The 17,591-nt window shown below is 66.5% G+C and carries 22 protein-coding genes; 14 read left to right on the plus strand and 8 right to left on the minus strand.

All coding sequences use genetic code 11. From position 1 onward, the window contains the following. Nucleotides 1-28 precede the first annotated feature (28 nt). Both tyrS and OXS31_RS21480 read right to left on the minus strand, forming a co-directional pair. Nucleotides 29-1,228, minus strand: a complete 1,200-nt coding sequence (gene tyrS, locus OXS31_RS21475; protein WP_267401926.1) for a tyrosine--tRNA ligase — start codon at nucleotides 1,226-1,228, stop codon at nucleotides 29-31. A 146-nt stretch (nucleotides 1,229-1,374) separates the two neighbouring features. Next, complete coding sequence (locus OXS31_RS21480; protein WP_223855403.1) at nucleotides 1,375-1,593, minus strand: hypothetical protein; 219 nt, start codon at nucleotides 1,591-1,593, stop codon at nucleotides 1,375-1,377. Between OXS31_RS21480 and OXS31_RS21485 the strand changes: the two genes are divergently transcribed. Both OXS31_RS21485 and OXS31_RS21490 read left to right on the plus strand, forming a co-directional pair. Then, nucleotides 1,489-2,832, plus strand: coding sequence for a peptidoglycan DD-metalloendopeptidase family protein (locus OXS31_RS21485; protein ID WP_338125745.1), 1,344 nt, complete (start codon nucleotides 1,489-1,491; stop codon nucleotides 2,830-2,832). The two genes, OXS31_RS21480 and OXS31_RS21485, sit on opposite strands and share 105 nt — an antisense overlap. Before the next feature lies 1 nt (nucleotide 2,833). Beyond that, nucleotides 2,834-3,919: an anhydro-N-acetylmuramic acid kinase gene (locus tag OXS31_RS21490; RefSeq protein ID WP_267401927.1), complete on the plus strand. Its 1,086-nt coding sequence runs from the start codon at nucleotides 2,834-2,836 to the stop codon at nucleotides 3,917-3,919. An 18-nt stretch (nucleotides 3,920-3,937) separates the two neighbouring features. On the opposite strand, the gene erpA is transcribed toward OXS31_RS21490, so the two are convergent. Continuing rightward, nucleotides 3,938-4,288 (minus strand): iron-sulfur cluster insertion protein ErpA, encoded by a 351-nt coding sequence (gene erpA / locus OXS31_RS21495; RefSeq protein ID WP_007162616.1) that lies wholly within the window; start codon nucleotides 4,286-4,288, stop codon nucleotides 3,938-3,940. 187 nt (nucleotides 4,289-4,475) lie between these two features. On the opposite strand from erpA, the gene hemJ reads away from it, so the two are divergent. The 4 genes from hemJ to coq7 all read left to right on the plus strand — a co-directional run bounded on the left by hemJ (nucleotide 4,476) and on the right by coq7 (nucleotide 6,849). Then, nucleotides 4,476-4,901: a protoporphyrinogen oxidase HemJ gene (gene hemJ, locus OXS31_RS21500; RefSeq protein WP_267401928.1), complete on the plus strand. Its 426-nt coding sequence runs from the start codon at nucleotides 4,476-4,478 to the stop codon at nucleotides 4,899-4,901. A 48-nt stretch (nucleotides 4,902-4,949) separates the two neighbouring features. Next, entirely contained in the window at nucleotides 4,950-5,738 is a 789-nt protein-coding gene (locus tag OXS31_RS21505) for an SDR family oxidoreductase (RefSeq protein ID WP_027601383.1), read from the plus strand. Nucleotides 5,739-5,819: 81 nt separating this feature from the next. Further along, nucleotides 5,820-6,161, plus strand: a complete 342-nt coding sequence (locus OXS31_RS21510) for a histidine triad nucleotide-binding protein (protein ID WP_017642985.1) — start codon at nucleotides 5,820-5,822, stop codon at nucleotides 6,159-6,161. Nucleotides 6,162-6,201: 40 nt separating this feature from the next. Continuing rightward, nucleotides 6,202-6,849 (plus strand): 2-polyprenyl-3-methyl-6-methoxy-1,4-benzoquinone monooxygenase, encoded by a 648-nt coding sequence (coq7, locus tag OXS31_RS21515; protein WP_007162620.1) that lies wholly within the window; start codon nucleotides 6,202-6,204, stop codon nucleotides 6,847-6,849. Nucleotides 6,850-6,909: 60 nt separating this feature from the next. Here coq7 and pcaG read toward each other — a convergent pair whose 3' ends face one another. From pcaG to pcaQ, 3 genes are all read right to left on the minus strand, one after another. Continuing rightward, a complete protein-coding gene (pcaG, locus tag OXS31_RS21520; protein WP_027599093.1) occupies nucleotides 6,910-7,521 on the minus strand; it encodes a protocatechuate 3,4-dioxygenase subunit alpha in 612 nt (203 codons plus the stop codon). Nucleotides 7,522-7,531: 10 nt separating this feature from the next. After that, nucleotides 7,532-8,257, minus strand: a complete 726-nt coding sequence (gene pcaH, locus OXS31_RS21525) for a protocatechuate 3,4-dioxygenase subunit beta (RefSeq protein ID WP_007162622.1) — start codon at nucleotides 8,255-8,257, stop codon at nucleotides 7,532-7,534. A 100-nt stretch (nucleotides 8,258-8,357) separates the two neighbouring features. Then, nucleotides 8,358-9,281 (minus strand): pca operon transcription factor PcaQ, encoded by a 924-nt coding sequence (gene pcaQ, locus OXS31_RS21530; protein WP_169855084.1) that lies wholly within the window; start codon nucleotides 9,279-9,281, stop codon nucleotides 8,358-8,360. Between the two features lie 116 nt (nucleotides 9,282-9,397). Between pcaQ and OXS31_RS21535 the strand changes: the two genes are divergently transcribed. The 5 genes from OXS31_RS21535 (at nucleotide 9,398) to OXS31_RS21555 (ending at nucleotide 12,583) form a co-directional block, all read left to right on the plus strand. Then, the gene (locus OXS31_RS21535; RefSeq protein ID WP_042138367.1) at nucleotides 9,398-10,090 is read left to right on the plus strand and encodes a TetR family transcriptional regulator; all 693 of its coding nucleotides are present in this window, start codon (nucleotides 9,398-9,400) and stop codon (nucleotides 10,088-10,090) included. A gap of 97 nt (nucleotides 10,091-10,187) precedes the next feature. Next, nucleotides 10,188-10,688 carry an urease accessory protein UreE gene (gene ureE, locus OXS31_RS21540; RefSeq protein WP_267401929.1) on the plus strand — a complete coding sequence of 167 codons (501 nt, stop codon included), beginning with the start codon at nucleotides 10,188-10,190 and terminating at the stop codon, nucleotides 10,686-10,688. Continuing rightward, nucleotides 10,685-11,356, plus strand: a complete 672-nt coding sequence (locus OXS31_RS21545) for an urease accessory UreF family protein (RefSeq protein WP_169855085.1) — start codon at nucleotides 10,685-10,687, stop codon at nucleotides 11,354-11,356. Before ureE ends, OXS31_RS21545 begins: the two co-directional genes overlap by 4 nt. Nucleotides 11,357-11,367: 11 nt before the next feature. Next, nucleotides 11,368-11,982, plus strand: a complete 615-nt coding sequence (gene ureG, locus OXS31_RS21550; protein ID WP_007162627.1) for an urease accessory protein UreG — start codon at nucleotides 11,368-11,370, stop codon at nucleotides 11,980-11,982. 28 nt (nucleotides 11,983-12,010) lie between these two features. Continuing rightward, complete coding sequence (locus OXS31_RS21555) at nucleotides 12,011-12,583, plus strand: HupE/UreJ family protein (protein WP_267401930.1); 573 nt, start codon at nucleotides 12,011-12,013, stop codon at nucleotides 12,581-12,583. Between the two features lie 4 nt (nucleotides 12,584-12,587). Here the strand turns inward: OXS31_RS21555 and OXS31_RS21560 are convergent, their stop codons facing one another. Both OXS31_RS21560 and OXS31_RS21565 read right to left on the minus strand, forming a co-directional pair. Beyond that, nucleotides 12,588-13,844: a metallophosphoesterase gene (locus OXS31_RS21560; RefSeq protein WP_267401931.1), complete on the minus strand. Its 1,257-nt coding sequence runs from the start codon at nucleotides 13,842-13,844 to the stop codon at nucleotides 12,588-12,590. A gap of 10 nt (nucleotides 13,845-13,854) precedes the next feature. Then, on the minus strand, nucleotides 13,855-15,483 hold the full coding sequence (locus tag OXS31_RS21565; RefSeq protein ID WP_169742434.1) for a glycosyltransferase family 39 protein: 1,629 nt from the start codon (nucleotides 15,481-15,483) through the stop codon (nucleotides 13,855-13,857). Between the two features lie 258 nt (nucleotides 15,484-15,741). Between OXS31_RS21565 and OXS31_RS21570 the strand changes: the two genes are divergently transcribed. The 3 genes from OXS31_RS21570 to OXS31_RS21580 all read left to right on the plus strand — a co-directional run bounded on the left by OXS31_RS21570 (nucleotide 15,742) and on the right by OXS31_RS21580 (nucleotide 17,587). Continuing rightward, nucleotides 15,742-16,269 (plus strand): DUF3455 domain-containing protein, encoded by a 528-nt coding sequence (locus OXS31_RS21570; RefSeq protein WP_027601376.1) that lies wholly within the window; start codon nucleotides 15,742-15,744, stop codon nucleotides 16,267-16,269. Nucleotides 16,270-16,352: 83 nt separating this feature from the next. Further along, entirely contained in the window at nucleotides 16,353-16,880 is a 528-nt protein-coding gene (locus tag OXS31_RS21575; protein ID WP_027601375.1) for a sigma-70 family RNA polymerase sigma factor, read from the plus strand. Further along, nucleotides 16,877-17,587, plus strand: coding sequence for an anti-sigma factor (locus OXS31_RS21580; RefSeq protein WP_042138380.1), 711 nt, complete (start codon nucleotides 16,877-16,879; stop codon nucleotides 17,585-17,587). The genes OXS31_RS21575 and OXS31_RS21580 overlap by 4 nt, the downstream gene beginning before the upstream one ends. Nucleotides 17,588-17,591: the final 4 nt, after the last annotated feature.

The raw sequence follows: 17,591 nt of genomic DNA on the forward strand, positions 1-17,591 counted from the left end.
TGGGGCAGGTCAACAGGTTATTTCAAATTTATTGCTGACGGACGCTGATGCGGGCGAAAGCCTTCTTGCCGGCCTGACATATATAGGTACGGCCGATCTCGAACAGGAAGCCGCGATCGACCACCTCGCCATCCACCTTGACGCTACCCGCCGCCAGCAGGTCGCGGGCTGCTGCCGCGTTCTTCACCAGTCCAGCCTTGTTGAGGACGGCAGCGACCGGCAGCGCCGCATCGGTTTCCAGCTCGACTTCCGGCAGGTCTTCCGGCAGCTCGCCATCCTTCATGCGGTTGCCCGCGGAACGGTGGGCGGTCTGGGCGGCTTCTTCTCCGTGGAAGCGGGCCACGATCTCTTCGGCCAGCTTGATCTTGATGTCGCGGGGATTGGCGCCCTGCGCAACATCGCTGCGGAACTGGGCGATCTCTTCCAGGCTGCGGAAGCTGAGCAGCTCGAAGTAACGCCACATGAGGGTGTCGGGAATGGACACCAGCTTGTTGTACATGACGCCGGGCGCTTCCTGGATGCCGACGTAGTTGCCCAGGGACTTGGACATCTTCTTCACGCCGTCCAGACCTTCGAGCAGCGGCATGGTGAGGATGCACTGGGCTTCCTGGCCATAGGCGCGCTGCAGTTCGCGGCCCATGAGCAGGTTGAATTTCTGGTCGGTACCGCCCAGCTCGACATCGGCGCGCAGGGCGACGGAGTCATAGCCCTGGACCAGGGGATAGAGGAACTCGTGGATGGCGATGGACTGGTTGCCGGCGTAGCGCTTGCTGAAGTCGTCACGCTCGAGCATGCGTGCCACGGTGTACTGGGACGAGAGGCGGATGAAGTCGGCCGGCGACAGTTGATCCATCCAGGTGGCGTTGAAGGCCACTTCGGTACGGGCCGGATCGAGGATCTTGAACACCTGGGCCTTGTAGGTCTCGGCATTCTCCAGCACCTGCTCGCGGGTCAGCGGCGGGCGGGTGGCGCTCTTGCCACTGGGGTCGCCGATCATGCCGGTGAAGTCGCCGATCAGGAAGATGACCTGGTGGCCCAGCTCCTGGAACTGGCGCAGCTTGTTGATCAGCACGGTGTGGCCAAGGTGCAGATCCGGAGCGGTCGGATCGAAGCCTGCCTTGATGCGCAGCGGGGTGCCACGCTCCAGTTTTGTTACAAGCTCTGACTCGACAAGCAGCTCATCTGCTCCACGCTTGATGACCGCCAGCTGCTCCTGGACCGTTTTCATGGGGGCTTCGCCTCTGAATTTCGAAAGCGTGAACCTTATCAAGATGCCCCTAGTAGCCGCCAGCCGGCACGTCGGATCACCATCCGAAAGGGTTGTGACAGCCAGATTTTGATTATATTTTAGGCAGTTATTCACTTCTTTTAACGTCAGATCATCACTTTAGCTAAATGACGAAGCCAATCCCCAAAAGTCCGTTCTACCCCAAAAGCCACCTCGTGGCCGCCAGCGGGGTGGCCGCACTCTTGAGTCTGGCCTTGCTCGTGTTTCCCTCTCAGCAGGTCGAGGCGAAACGCACTTCCATCAATCTGGATGTTGAACAGGACGCCCGGCGCGTCGTGCAGGGTCAGGATGACCTGAAGGAGCAAGTGCTCGCAGATACTCAAGCCGCGGACACCCAGTCCCCCTCCCCCTTTGCCCAGGTCGCCCCTGAGCAGACGGAAGCTCAGACCGCCGAGGAAGCGCCTGCCGAAGAGGAAGTTGCCGCCACCGAGAGCGTCGAGCCGCAGTGGAAGACCGAAACCGTGCGCAAGGGCGACACCCTCTCGACCCTGTTCGAGCGGGCTGGCCTTGCCGCTGCCGTGGTGCACGAGGTGCTGGCCAGCAGCAAGGAAGCCAAGAAGCTGACTCGCCTGCGGGTGGGCCAGAAGATCGAGTTCCAGCGTGATCACTCAGGTGACCTGCTGGCGGTGCGCACCAAGCTCACCGCGCTGCAGACCCTGTCGCTGGTCAAGTCCGACCAAGGCTACGAGGTCGAGCACAAGACCGTTACCCCGGACATCCGCAAGGCCTATGCCCAGGGTCGGATCAGCAGTTCGCTGTTCGCCTCGGCGCAGAAAGCCGGACTGTCCCATGACATGACCATGGCGCTGGCCACCATCTTCGGCTACGACATCGACTTCGCGCTGGACATCCAGGAAGGCGACGAATTCGAGGTCGTCTACGAGGACAAGGTGGTCAACGGCAAGCACGTCGGCTACGGCAACATCCTGGCCGCCCGCTTCGTCAACAAGGGCAAGGCCTACACGGCCGTGCGCTACACCGCCAAGAACGGCACCACCAACTACTACACGGCGGAAGGCGGCAGCATGCGCAAGGCCTTCATCCGTACCCCGGTGGAGTTCTCGCGGATCAGCTCGCGCTTCACCATGGGCCGTTTCCACCCGGTGCTGAACAAGATGCGCGCGCACAAGGGCGTCGACTATGCCGCGCCTACCGGTACGCCGATCCATGCCACCGGCGACGGCAAGATCGCCAAGGCCGGGCGCGAGAATGGCTACGGCAACGTGGTCATGATCCAGCACGGCAAGACCTACACCACCGTCTATGGCCACATGAGCCGGATCGCCAAGGGCATGCAGGCCGGCGCCTCGGTGAAGCAGGGCCAGGTGATCGGCTACGTGGGCATGACGGGGCTGGCTACCGGTCCGCACCTGCACTACGAATTCCGCATCAATGGCAACCACGTCGATCCACTCGGGGTGAAACTGCCGATGGCCGATCCCATCGCCAAGAACGAGATCTCGCGCTTCCTGGCCCAGAGCCAGCCGCTCATGGCCCGCATGGACCAGGAGCGGGCGTCGCTGCTCGCGATGAACAAGCGCTGAGATGGAGCGCTACCTGGGGGTGATGTCCGGCACCAGTCTGGATGGACTGGATATCGCCCTGATCGAGCAGGATGAGCGGACCCGTTTCGTCGCTGCCCTGGGCGTGCCCATGCCGGACGCGCTCCGCCGCGAGCTGCTGGCGCTGTGCGCGCCCGGCGACAACGAGATCGAGCGCATCGCCCGGGCCGAACAGGCCTGGGTCGGGCTGGCTGCCCAGGGTATCGCCGAACTGCTGGCGCAGCAGGGACTGACGCCCGCGGATATCCGCGCCGTGGGTAGCCATGGCCAGACCATCCGCCATCTGCCGGCGCAGGGCTACACCCTGCAGATCGGCGATGCCGCCCTGCTGGCCGAACTGACCGGCATCGATGTCATCGCCGATTTCCGCAGGCGCGACCTGGCCGCCGGTGGCCAGGGCGCGCCCCTGGTCCCGGCCTTCCATGCCGATCTCTTCGGCCTGGACCGCCCGCGCGCGGTGCTCAATATCGGCGGCTTCAGCAATGTGACCCTGCTGGCGCCGGGTCTGCCGGTACGAGGCTTCGATTGCGGACCGGGCAATGTGCTGCTGGATGCCTGGATCCACCACAGCCAGGGGCGGCTCTTCGACGCCGATGGCGCCTGGGCCGCGCAGGGACAGCTCGTGCCGGCGCTGCTGCAGGGGCTGCTGAGCGATCCCTTCTTCGTGAAAAGCGGACCGAAGAGCACCGGGCGCGAGCATTTCAATCTGCCCTGGCTGCAAGCGCATCTCGCCCAGCATGAGACGCTGGCTCCGGCCGATGTTCAGGCCACCCTGGCCGAATTGAGCGCCCGCAGCATCGCCGACAGCATCCTGGCGGCCCAGGCGGTGGACGAGGTGCTGGTCTGTGGCGGGGGGGCGCACAACCGGGATCTGATGGCGCGTCTGGCGCGGCTACTGGCGCCGGCCAAGGTGCAGAGCACCGCAGCCTATGACGTGTCGCCGGACTGGATGGAAGCCATGGCCTTTGCCTGGCTGGCCCAGCGTTTCTGCGAGCGCCTGCCCGGCAACTGCCCGGAAGTCACCGGCGCCCGCGGCCTCCGCGTCCTGGGTGCGCTCTATCCGCACTAGGCCAGAGGCTGTGCAAGGTCAGATGGAGAAGGACTGACCGCAGCCGCAGGTGGTGGCGGCGTTGGGGTTCTTGATGACGAAGCGCGAACCTTCCAGGCCTTCCTGGTAGTCCACCTCGGCGCCGGCCAGGTACTGGAAGCTCATGGGATCCACCACCAGGTGCACGCCATCGCGCTCGATGACGGTGTCGTCGTCGGCGGAATCTTCATCGAAGGTGAAGCCGTACTGGAAGCCCGAGCAGCCGCCACCCGTGACGAAGACGCGCAGCTTCAGGCGGGGATTGCCCTCTTCCTCGATCAGGTTCTTCACCTTGCTGGCCGCGCCCAGGGTGAACTGCAGGGGGGTCGGGGTGAAGGTTTCAATGGTCATTGCCGTAGTCTCCCGGCTTGCGCCGAACACAATTCAGTCAGGAAATTATCCGCTTGCCCGAGCAAAAGGGTCAACTATTGCACGACCACGGGAGCCTGGCCGAGATGACCGGAGTGAATGACTTGCCGGCAGCGCCACTCTAATATCGCGCCGCCTGATGACGCCGATTGATAAGGAGAACGCCCCGATGCTCTATCTTTGGTTGAAAGCCTTCCACCTGATTGCCCTGGTCTGCTGGTTCGCCGGCCTGTTCTATCTGCCGCGCCTGTTCGTCTATCACGCCCAGAGCAGCGACGCCGTGAGCCATGAGCGCTTCTGCCTGATGGAGCGCAAGCTGTACCGCGGCATCATGCTGCCGGCGATGATCCTGACGCTGGTGTTCGGCATCGGCCTGCTGGTGATCAACCCGAGCTGGCTGACCCAGGGCTGGATGCACACCAAGCTGGCGCTGGTGGTGGTGCTGATCGGCTATCACCATGTCTGCGGGGCCATGCGCAAGAAATTCGAGCGCGGCGAAAACAAGCGCAGCCATGTGTTCTATCGCTGGTTCAACGAGGTACCGGTTCTGGTGCTTATCGCCATCGTCATCCTGGTGGTGGTCAAACCCTACTAGGTGCGCGGTAGATCCGCCGGCGACCGGCGTTTTCCTGGAGAAAGCAGTATGCAGCGTTATGCCCTGGTAACCGGTGCCTCGTGCGGGATCGGCCTGGCCCTGGCCGAGGCCCTGGCGCGGCGGGGTCAGCCGCTGATCCTGCTGGCGCGGCGCAAGGACAAGCTGGAGAGCATCGCCGCCGAACTGGCCCAGCGCTTCGACGTGGAGGTGCTGTACCGGGTCTGCGACCTGGCGGAGCCGCTGCACCTGACCGGTCTGCTGCACGAACTGGAGCAGAGCGAGAGAGCCATCGGCCTGCTGGTCAATTGCGCCGGGATCGGCAGCGGCGGGGATTTTCTCGCCGCCGACTGGCCGCGGGTGCAGGAGCAGCTGGAGCTGAACATCCTGGCGCTCACCCGCCTGTGCCATGCCCTGGGCCAGCACATGGCGATCCAGGGGGGCGGCCAAATCCTCAACGTCGCCTCGACCGCGGCCTTCCAGCCCATTCCCTACATGAGCAGCTATGCGGCGACCAAGGCCTATGTGCTGCACTTCTCCGAGGGCCTGCGCGAGGAACTCAAGAAGCGGGGGGTGTCGGTGTCGGTGCTCTGCCCCGGCCCGACCCGTACCGCCTTTTTCAAGAACGCCGGGCTGCACACCGGGCGCATGGAGCAGAGCAAGCTGCTGATGTCCGCCGAAGAGGTGGCCCTGGCCGCGGTGCACGGACTGGAAAGACGCCAGGCGGTGATCGTCCCGGGCTGGCGCAATCGCCTGGGCAGTCTGCTGCCCCGCTTCTTCCCCCGCGCTCTGGTGCGTTCGGCCGCGGTGCGGATCGGCAAACTCTTTCAACCCGCGTAAGGGTGATCCCGCCGGCGGCACCTGACCCCGGGCGGCAGCCGCTGGTACACTCGGGGTCTATTCAGCCAGCAGGAGATCGACGTGGATTGTCTGTTCTGCAAGATCGTCGCCGGGGACATTCCGGCCAAGGTGCTCTACGAGGACGATCAGGTCATGGCCTTCCATGACATCGCCCCGCAGGCGCCCGTGCACTTCCTGGTCATCCCCAAGAAGCACATCGCGACCCTACACGACCTCAGCGAGGCCGATGACAAGCAGCTCGCCGGCCATATCCTCTTCACCGCCCAGCGCCTGGCGCAGGAGCAGGGTTGCGAGGAAGGCTTCCGCGTGGCGATGAATTGCAACGCCCTGGGTGGCCAGACGGTCTATCACATCCATATGCATGTGCTGGGCAAGCGGCAGATGACCTGGCCTCCGGGCTGAGCCACGTTCTGTCCTCCCTTCGCCCGCCAAGGAGATCACCTTGAGATCCAAGCGCCTCTACTCCCCCCTCGATCGACTGCTGATCCAGGCGGATACCGCCTTGCGTACCCTGACGCCCTTCAGTGGCGCTCCCACCCGCAGCTCGCCGGCCATTCCGCTCAAGGACGCCGAACTGAGCGACGAGGAACGCCGTCACGCGGCCGGCCTCATGCGCATCAACCACACCGGCGAGGTCTGCGCCCAGGCGCTGTACCAGGGTCAGGCGCTGACCGCCAAATTGCCGGAAGTGCGCGAAGAAATGGAAAAGGCGGCCGACGAAGAGATCGATCACCTGGCCTGGTGCGAGCAGCGCATCCGCGCCCTGGGTGAGCGTCCAAGCCTGCTCAATCCCCTCTTCTATGGCCTGTCCTTCGGGATCGGCGCCGGTGCCGGCCTGATCAGCGATCGCCTGAGCCTGGGCTTCGTCGCCGCTACCGAGGATCAGGTCTGCCGCCATCTGGACGAGCACCTGGACAAGCTGCCGGCGGCCGACGCCAAGTCCCGCGCGGTGCTGGAACAGATGCGCAGCGATGAAGAACAGCACGCCGAACATGCCCTGGCGGCCGGTGGCTGGCGCTTCCCCGCGCCGGTCAAATACGGCATGAGCCTGGTGTCCAAGGTGATGACCAAGACCACCTACCGCATCTGACCTGCAGTTGGCGCCCACGAAAAAGCCCTGCCTTGGCAGGGCTTTTTGCTGTTCGGACGACTAGATGTCGAAGAAGACCGTTTCCTGCGGGCCCTGCAGATGGATGTCGAAGCGATAGGCCAGGCGGCCATCGATCTCGCAGCGACGCGCCAGCAGGGTGGGCCGGCGCTCCGGCTCCGGCAGGTTGTAGACCGGGCAGCGGGCGTTGGCTTCGGCTTCATCGTCGAAGTAGAGGCGGGTCTGCAGGTGGATGTTGATGCCGCGGGCGAACAGGGTGACGTTGATGTGCGGCGCCATGGGCTGGCCGCGCTGATCGGCGACCTGGCCGGGCTTGACGGTGTGCAGCGTCCAGTCGCCGGCATCGAAGGTGGTGGCGGTGCGACCGAAGCCGTTGAAGGCCTTTTCCACGTCATAGACCGGATCGTAGTGGCCCTGGTGATCGGCCTGCCAGAACTCCAGGAAGGAATCGCGCACCAGGTTGCCGTTGCCGTCGAACACCTGGCCGGTGAGCAGGATGTGCTCGCCCGGCGCGCCGGGCTTGGCCAGCTGGTTCCAGATCTCGACCTCGCGGGTGGGGTTGCCGGCGGCGGCCAGGGCCAGGCCGATGTGCACATAGGGACCGGCGGTCTGGGAGGGGGTTTCCGGCAGCAGGGCGTGGCTGTTGGGGGTCATGTCGGCGTCCTCAGTGGTGTTCGAAGAACGTCTGCCGCGCGCCGCGGGTGACGATGTCGAAGCGATAGGCCAGGCAGTCCATGGGATTGGCCATGCTCATGTCCAGGCGGGCGATCAAGGTCTGGACGGCATCGGGATCGGCGATGGACTTGACGATGGGGCACAACGGGATCAGCGGATCGCCCTCGAAATAGAGCTGGGTGATCAGCCGGGTGGCGATGGCCGGCCCCATGACCGAGACGTGGATGTGCGCCGGGCGCCAGTCGTTGCTGCCGTTGCGCCAGGGATAGGGACCCGGGCGGACGGTACGGAAGACATAGTTGCCCTGGCTGTCGGTACGGGTGCGGCCGACGCCGCCGAAGTTGGGATCGAGCGGTGCCAGGTAGACGTCGTTCTTGTGCCGATAGCGACCGCCGGCGTTGGCCTGCCAGATCTCCACCAGGGAATTGGGCACCGGCTTGCCGAACTGGTCACGCAGGGTGCCGAACAGGATGATGCGTTCGCCCTGGGGCAACTGGCCGGTGCCGAAGTTGAGCAGCAGGTCGTTGTCGTGCGGTCCCAGCGGCAGCCGCGAGAAGTCCGGGCCACTGCGCTCGGAAGCCGTCTGGTGCTGCAGGCTGACCAGCGCCTGGCGCGGCGAGCGGGGAATCGAGGATTTGTAGGCGGGCGTATAGGCCTGGGGATGCCAGGTGCGATCACGGGCGACGTAGCGAACGTCGTGGGGCTTGTTATGCATTGGAATGCTCCACGGAAGGATCGGGGCCAAGAGCTGGCTGATCCCAGTGTGGCCCAGGGCGCCGCCTGGCTAAATTGAAAGCTGCGCCCTTCCCCATAACCTAATGGTTAAGTGTCAACTCGCCGGCTACCTCGCGCAGGACGTCGCAGAATCTTTGGGTGGCCAGTGACAGGGGTACGCTGCCATTGCGGCAGATGCCGACCGACCCCCCGGCTTCGCGCACGCCAAGCTCCACCTCCACCAGTTCGCCGCTGGCCAGGTCGCGGCGTACCGCATCCAGTGGGGCGATCCACAGGGCCTCGCTCTGGCGGACGTACTGGCGGCTGAGGGTCGGCGACAGGGTTTCCAGCCGCTGGGGACTGAGAGGAATGCCGCACTGGACGAAGAGACTCTCGGCGTGACGGCGAATGGTGGTCCCGGGCAAGGGCAGCACCAGGGGATAGCGCGCCAGGGTCGCCAGGTCAGCCGGCAGCGCCTGGCTCAGCGGATGTCCCGGGCGCACCACCAGGGTCAGGGCCTCGGTATAGAGGTGTTCGAAGTCGAGGCCATGGATGTCCGGGCTGTCGGTCATGCGCCCGACCACCAGATCCAGGTCGCCGACGCGCAATTGTCCGAGCAGATAGGCGCTGGGACCGGTGGCGACGTTGACGATCAGCTGGCGATGACGGTCATGCAGGCGCATCAGGACCTCGGGCAGCACCTGGCTTTCCACCGTCGACAGCACCCCGACCCGCACCAGGCCGCCGGCCTCGCCACCGCGCACCAGTTGCATGCCCTCGCGCAGGGCCTGTACGCAGGGACCGGCGTGGCGCAGGAACAGCAGGCCCGCCTCGGTCAGGGTCACCTCGCCCTTGCCGCGCTCGAACAGACGCACCTCGAGGATCTCCTCGAGTTCGCGGACGGTCTTGGAGATGGCCGGCTGGGACACGGCGATGGCATCGGCGGCCTTGGCAAAGCTGCGCTGCTGGGCGATCTCCAGAAAGCACAGCAGGTGGCGAAACTTGATACGGTTGTCGAGATTCATGACGCTCTCAAGGCAAGGCACGGGCCAGAGACTACCACCCGGCGGTCATGGAAAACCCTTGGAGTCAGCAGGGGCATACTTTGCTACAGTGCCGCCTTGTCTTCCGAGATCTCTCCATGTCGATCCGTGCCCAGCAGAAGCTGCAAACGCGCCAGGCGCTGCTGGAATCGGCACGCCTGCTGATGAACAGCGGCCGCGGCTTCGGCAGCCTGAGCCTGCGCGAGGTGAGTCGCCAGGCCGGGATCGTGCCGGCGGGTTTCTATCGCCACTTCGCCGACATGGAGAGCTTTGGCCTGGCGCTGGTGGCCGAGGTGGGCGACACCTTTCGCGACGCCCTGCGCCAGGTGCGTCATCACGAATTGCAGCAGCGCGGCATGATCGAGGCCTCGGTGGAGATCTTTCTCGGCGCCGTGAGCGACAACCGCGATCAATTCCTCTTTCTCGCCCGCGAGCAATACGGCGGCTCCCTGGCCGTGCGCCAGGCCATCGCCGAGTTGCGCCAGCGCATCACCCAGGACCTGGCCCGTGACCTGCTCGCCCTGGGTCGGCTGCCGCACCTGAATCCGTCGCAGATCGATGTGCTGGCCGACCTGGTGGTGAAGACGGTGTTCGCCACCCTGCCGGAGCTGATCGATCCGCCCCCCCTGACCACACCGCCGCCGCTGTGGCCGGCGGCGAAGATGGTGCAGCAACTCAAGCTGATTCTGATCGGCAGCAAGCATTGGCGGCGCGGCGAGCGCGCAAACGCACCAAAAGAGGGCGTTGCTCTGCTAGCCGATGCAATGGCGCACCAAATAAGAGCAAACTGAACGCCAGGTCAACTCATGGCGCCCCAGAACCAGGCGACTTGCGCGCCTTGGCAGGCACCTTGCTGTAGAGCTGGGCAAAACTGCCAAGAGTCCTGCCATGCTGGTCGTCCAAAGCCGCTGCGCGCCCCGGGATACCTGGGACGCCGAACTCCACCTCACCTACGACGCCCGCAGCAAGAGTCGCCTGAGAGCCACCACCAGCGCTGGCGAAGACGTCGGCCTGTTTCTCGAACGCGGCCAACCGCCGCTGGCCGATGGCGACTGCCTCGAAGCCCGCGATGGCCGCATCGTGCGGGTCGTCGCCCGCCCGGAAAAGCTGCTGCACGTGACCTGCGCCAGCGCCTTCGAACTGACCCGCGCCGCCTATCACCTGGGCAATCGCCACGTCGCCCTGCAGATCGGCGACGGTTGGCTACGGCTGCTGGACGACTATGTGCTCAAGGCCATGCTGGAGCAGCTCGGCGCCCGGGTCAGCGAGATCGAGGCCGGCTTCCAGCCCGAGCACGGCGCCTACGGCGGCGGTCACCATCACTCGCACCATGCCGAGGAAGGCTTCAACTACGCCCCCAAACTGCACCACTTCGGCGTGCGCACGTGAATTCGCCCTTCGCGCTGCTGCGCCTGGCCAGTCCCCAGTTGCCGATTGGCGGCTACAGCTATTCCCAGGGACTGGAACTGGCCATCGACAGCGGCCTGATCCGCAGCGCGGCGGAGGCCGAGGTCTGGCTGCGCGACAATCTCGAACTCAATCTGGCGCGCTTCGAAGCGCCGCTGCTGCTGGCCCATTGCGAAGCCGCCGCGGCGGGCGACTGGACGCACCTGAGCGAACTGGCCGAGCACCATCGTGCCAGTCGCGAAACCGCGGAATTCCAGCTGGAAAGTCGCCAGACCGGCTATTCCCTGGCGCAACTGCTGCTCGGTCTGCCGGAGCTGGATGACAGTAGCCGCCGCCTGCTCGGCGAACTGGCCCCGACCTTTGCCCTCGGCTGGGCGCTGGCCGCCCGCGCCTGGGCGATCGCACCGCGAGCGGCGCTGGACGCCTGGCTGTGGACCTGGCTGGAAAATCAGCTGGCGGTGCTGATGAAAACCCTGCCGCTGGGCCAGCAAGCGGCACAGCGCCTCACCTCCCTTCTGCTGCCGACCCTGACCGCCGTGGCCGAGCAGGCCGCTGCCCTGCCCGAAGCGCACTGGGGCGGCGCCCCCTTCGGCCTGGCCCTCAGCAGCATGGCCCACGAGCGGCAGTACAGCCGCCTGTTCCGTTCCTAGGAGATCCCCTGATGACAACTCAACCTCTGCGCGTCGGTATCGGCGGACCGGTCGGTTCCGGCAAGACCGCCCTCACCCTGGCCCTCTGCCGCGCCCTGCGCGAGCGCTACAACCTGGCGGTGGTGACCAACGACATCTACACCCGCGAAGACGCCGATTTCCTGGTGCGCAACGAGGCCCTGGCGCCCGAGCGTATCCTTGGTGTGGAGACCGGGGGCTGTCCGCACACCGCCATCCGCGAAGACGCCTCCATCAACCTGGAAGCGGTGGACCAGCTCAACCGCCGCTTTCCCGGCCTGGACCTGATCCTGGTGGAATCCGGTGGCGACAACCTGTCCGCCACCTTCAGCCCGGAGCTGTCCGATCTGACCCTCTATGTCATCGACGTCTCGGCCGGTGACAAGCTGCCGCGCAAGGGTGGCCCCGGTATCTGCAAGTCGGATCTGCTGGTGATCAACAAGATCGACCTGGCCGAGCAGGTCGGTGCCTCCCTGGAGGTGATGGATCGCGACACTCGCAAGATGCGTGGCGACAAGCCTTTCGTCTTCAGCAACCAGAAGACCGGTCTGGGGTTGGAAGAGATCATCGCCTTCATCGAGAAGCAGGGTCTGCTGACCGCCGCCTGAGTCCAGGAAACCATCCCAAGGAGCCTCCATGAAACACGCCAAGATCCTCGCCACCGCCGCCCTGCTGCTCGCCCCGGCCCTGGCCTTCGCCCATCCGGGTCATGCCGAGAACGGCCTGGCCGCCGGGGTGCTGCACCCCCTGACCGGTCTCGACCACCTGCTGGCCATGCTTGCCGTGGGGCTCTGGGCCGCGCAGCAGCAGGGCAAGGCGCGCCTGGCGCTGCCCTGCACCTTTGTCGGCACCATGCTGATCGGCGGCCTGCTGGGCTTCGCCGGGCTGGAGCTGCCCTTGCTGGAGACCGGCATCGCTGCCTCGGTGCTGGCCTTGGGTCTGCTGGTGGCCCTGGCCGCTCGTCCGCCGGTGGCCGCCGCCGTCGGCCTGACCGCCGCCTTCGCCCTGTTCCACGGCGTGGCCCATGGTCTGGAATTGCCGGAAATGGGCAATCCCTGGGCCTATGCCGCCGGTTTCGTCGCCGCCACCGCCACCCTGCATGCTCTGGGCTATGCCGTGGTGCGCTACCTGCCCCAGGCGGCCACGCCGCTGGTGCGAGTCGCCGGCGTCGCCACGGCCGTGGCCGGGGGCTGGCTGCTCGCCGCCTGATCCGTCAGGCGATCCCCAGCTGCTGGCGCAGTCGCGCCAGCACACCCTCTTCCGCCACCGCCGGCAGTTGCGCGGTATAGCCGCCAAAGCCGGCGAAGCGTGTGGCGAAATCCACCTCGAGCACGAATCTGTTGTCGAACTGCTGTGACGCCAGGGGTGCCAGCACCTCGGCCGTATAGGTGTCGCGCGGATCGCTGCCCAGCCGCACCGGCAGGTCGCCACTCTGCCGGCGATAGGCGACCCAGGGCGAATAGGTGAAGGCCTCCAGTCGGCCCCGCGCCAGGTCCAGTTCCAATAGGCGCAGCAGGCCGTTGCCGCCGGCGTATTCGGTCTGGTAGTTGATCAGCAGGAGATCCACCGGATGGCCCAGGTCATTGGTCATCCGCAGGTGACCGCTGCCGTGGTTGTGGCCGTTGAGGGTGAGGAAGATCTGGTCGTTGCGGCGGATCAGCCGATTCCACAACCGTACCCCGGTGTCGTTGCGCCGGGTGGAAAGCACCGGCTGGCCGTTCACCAGGTCGACGATGTTGTGCGAGGCCAGGATGGTCGGCAGGTGCGGATAGCGATCCAGCATGCCCTGGGCCCAGTCCAGACTCTGGTCCGAGGGGCACCAGTCCAGGGTCAGCAGCAGAAAGCCCTGCCCCAGCGCCGAGAAACGATGGGCCTCGTTGAGACCGGTGACGTCGCGTTCGATGAAGGTGGCCTGGCGCGCCGCCCGCTCACGGCCGAAATACTGGGTGAAGAGTTCGCGACCGTCACGCAGGCGGTCCTCGGTGTAGAGCTCGACGACATCATGGTCGCCGGTCATGACGCTGTAGGGCACCCCGGCCTGTTCAAGGCGTGCCATGGCGTGACTGGCCAGGGCCCACTCGCCGCGCTGCTCGGCGTTTTCCACCAGATCGCCCAGGTGCACCACGAAGGGCAGGTTCAGCGCCGCGGCGTTGTGCGCCAGCCAATGGGTCTGGGCATGAAAGGCCAGCGCTGGCGGATAGCCCAGGTGGCCATAGCGCTCCACCCGCCGGCCGTTGGGTTGCATCTCGTGGTTGTTCTCACTGTAGTACTGGGTATCGGGGAGGACGCCGAGCACGAAGCTGCTGCGCGACGGCAGCGGCGCCAGAGGAGCGAAGGCATGCCGCTCGAACCAGTGGGCGCGGTGTTCCGGCAGGCCGTAGCGCTGGGTCGGCTTGCAGGCGGCCAGCAGCGGCAGACCGGCCAGCGCCAGGCACAGCCGGCGACGTTTGAAATCGGGCGAATCGGTCATCACAGCGGCCTCAGGGCAGGTAGTAGGCCTGCCAGCGATTGTCGTTGAAGCGCCCTTCCAGCACCGGCTGGCGGCTGGCCAGCGGCGTGCCGGCCAGGGCCGCCTGGCTGTCGGCATCGAGCAGCACATAGGCGGGTCGGGTGACCTGGGCGAGCTGCCCTGCCTGGCCGATATCGATAAAGGTCGGCAGGGGCACGTCGTAGTCGAGATTCATCAGGTAGCGGAAGGCCTTGGTGTCCTGGCCCAGGCCAAAGAACACCAGTTGCCCCGGTTCACCCTGGCGCAGGCTTTCCAGGCGGGTGACGAAGGCGCGGGTGTCGTAGCGCAGCGCCTGCATCGGATCCAGCGCCAGCACCACCAGCAGCCATTGCGCCAGGGCCGCCGCGGCCAGGGGCATGCCCAGGCGGAAGGCCCCGCGCTCGCGCCAGGCGGCCACCAGGGCGAACAGCGCCAGGATGGCGAAGGCACCCAGCAGGAAGCGCAGGTCCAGCTCGGGCCACCAGCCGGCGGCCTGCAGCCGGGGTTGCTGCAGCTTGACCAGCACCCCGAGCACCAGCGGAAAGATCACCAGCAACGGCAGGAACAGCCGCCGTACCCAGGCCAGGGCGCCCTGCCCCTGCAGCAGCACCCAGGCGCCGAGAGCCGCGCAGGCCGGAATGGCCGGCAGGATGTAATAGGGTTTCTTGAAGGTGGGAATCGACAGGGCCACCACGATCAGCGCGGCGAAGCCGGCCAGCTGGAGCAGCAGGCGACTGTCCGCCTGCGCCTGGCGCTGCCGCCAGTGGTGTCTCAGCGTCGGCAGGGCCAGCAGCGCCAGGGGAAAGGCCGGGGCGTAGCGGTAGAGGCCCAGCTGCAGGAAGTACCACCAGGGATAGCCGGCACCGTCGGTGTCGTCCAGCCGCCCGGAGACCTGCATGCGGATCACGTCCTCGACGAAGGGCATACCACCGGTACGCCAGGCCAGGCCGAACAGCAGGGCGCAGCACAGCATCAGCACCAGGGCGCCGACCAGGCCGTAGCCGAAGCTGCGCCGCCAGTCGCCCTGCACCAGCCAGTAGACGCAGACCACGCCACAGGGCTCGATCAGGCCCAGCGGCCCGCGCACGGCGAAGCCGGCGGCCATGCACAGGAACACCAGGCTGCGCCGCCGGGACAGGCCGCGCTGGTCGGCGCTCCACAGCAGATAGAAGCAGCCCAGTGCCGCCAGGGTGACGAATTGATCGAGGCAGATGGAGCGCGCCTTGGCCAGGAAGCCATTGGTGAGCAGCAGCACCAGCACCGCCAGCAGGCCCCAGGCGCGGGACCGCTCGGCCAGCAGGCGATAGAGCAGCCCGACGATGGCCGCCGAGGCCAGGGCGGTGGGAATCACCGTGGCCAGGCGATTGACCTCGCCGAACAGCTGGGCGAAGACGTCGATCAGCAGGGTGGAGGTGGCGGGATAGTCGGGGTAAGGCTGTCCGTAGCTGGTCGGGAAGGCACTGGCCCCATGGCGAAACATCTCCTGGGCGAAGAGTGCGAAGCGGCCGTCGAAGCCGATGAAGGGCTGCTCCCACAGACCCAGGGTGAACAGCGGCACCGCCAGCAGACACAGCGCCAGGCTTTCGAGGCGCAGGCGCGCCGGACTCGGGATGGACGACACGCGGCAGGACTCCGGCAGGCTGGGAAGGACGGGCTCGCGACCCGGCGCCACTATCGCCGAACAACCTTAGGGATCGCTGAAACCAGGCTGACGGCAGGCTGACAGAAGCCGCAGGACAGAGCGGTTCGGCCGCGAGGCCGTGGCGACTATGCCGCTGCATTGAAAATTTTTCATGACAGCTGCATCCAGGGCGCTGGCTGCCGGGTATAGCCCCTACAGTCCAGTCGACTGTGCCCCTTCTCAATCCGGAGCAAGCGCATGAACAACACCTATAGCCGTTGCAGCATCCTGGCCCTGACCGCCCTGCTGAGTACCCCGCTGCTGGCGCAAGGCGAGTTGCCCGAAGCCGTTCGCGTCCCCGCCGGCAACAGCCTGATGCTGGAAACCGTGGGCAAGGGCACCATCGTCTACGAGTGCCGCGACAAGAAGGACATGCCCGGCCAGACCGAGTGGTTCTTTGTCGGTCCCAAGGCCGACCTGCATGACCGCCAGGGCAAGCAGGTGGGTCGCTACTACGGTCCGCCCGCTACCTGGGAAGCCAGCGACGGCTCCAAGGTGGTCGGCAAGCAACTGGCGATCGCTCCCGCCGGCAGCGGCAACCTGCCCTATCAGCTGGTGGAGGCCGCGCCCGCCGAGGGCAAGGGCGCCTTCCAGGGCACCACCTACATCCAGCGCACCGCGCTCAAGGGTGGCGTGGCGCCGGCCAAGGCCTGCACCTCGGCCAACAAGGGCGAACGGCAGACCGTGAATTACCAGGCCGATTATCTGTTCTGGAAGAAGGGCTGAGGTCCAGGGGACAGCTAGGCGCGGATCGGCTAGGCTCGGCTGATCCGGTCGCCACCCTGGCGTCCCCAGCCTGGCGCGATTTCGTGACCGATCCCCTTTACGATCCCGCTGCACTGCTCGCCGCCTGTGCCCGGGGCGAGCGCGCCGCCCTGCAGCGGCTCTACCAGAACGAGGCGCCGCTCTTGCTGGGCATCGTCCTGCGCCTGGTGCGCGATCGTGGACTGGCCGAGGACATCCTCCACGACGCCTTTCTGCGCATCTGGCGCGGCGCCGCCGGATTCGCCCCGGAGCGCGGTACGGCCCGCGGCTGGATGTGCAGCATCGCGCGCAACCTGGCGCTCAACGCCCTGCGCGATCGCCAGCGCCTGGTGCCCCTGGCGGACGGGTGGGAACCCCTGGCCGAGTCGGCCGATCCGGCGCGAGAGGCCGACGGCCGTCGGCTGGAGGGCTGCCTGCAGAACCTGGAAGCGCCGCGGCGGGAGGCCATCCTGGCCGCCTACCTGGACGGCTGCTCCCATGGCGAGATCGCCCAGCGCCTGCAGGCACCGCTGGGCACGGTGAAGAGCTGGATCACGCGCGGCCTCAAGGCGCTCAGGGAGTGCATGACATGAACGGCGATACCCCCCTGCCCCCGGACGAAGAGCGCGAACGCCTGGCCGGCGAATACGTGCTCGGTACCCTGGATGCCAGGGAGCGCCGTCGCGTGCAAGGTGCGCTGGCGACGGATGCCCGGCTGGCCGCCGCGGTGGCGCGCTGGGAGGCGCGGCTGCAGCCGCTGGCCGAGCGGGTGCAGCCCGTCGAACCCGGCACGAATCTCTGGCCGCGCATCGAGCGCAGTCTGGGTGAGGCCGACGCCAAGGCCACCACCCGGCGTGAGTCGCTGTGGCACCGCCTGGCACTCTGGCAGGGCCTAAGTGCGGCAGGGCTGGCTGCCAGCCTGGTGCTTGGCGTGCTGTTGCTGATGCGTCCGGTCCCCACGCCAAGCTACCTGGTGGTGCTGGCCGCGCCCAGCGATCGGACGCCCGGCTGGGTGATCCAGACCGCCAGCGCCCACGACCTGCAGCTGATTCCCCTGGGGCGCGACGCCGTGCCGAGCGGCAAGACGCTGCAATTCTGGACCAAGGCCGACGCCTGGCAGGGTCCGGTATCCCTGGGTCTGGTCCAGCCCGGGCGCACCCTGCAGGTGCCTCTGGACCAGCTGCCGCCGCTGGAAGCCAATCAGCTGTTCGAGCTCACCCTGGAAGACCAGGGCGGCTCGCCTACCGGCCGACCCACCGGGCCGATCCAGTTCATCGGCCGGGCGGTCAAGGTGCTCTAGGCCG

This window comes from Pseudomonas sp. GM_Psu_1 (assembly GCF_026544185.1).
GTDB lineage: Bacteria > Pseudomonadota > Gammaproteobacteria > Pseudomonadales > Pseudomonadaceae > Chryseomonas > Chryseomonas oryzihabitans.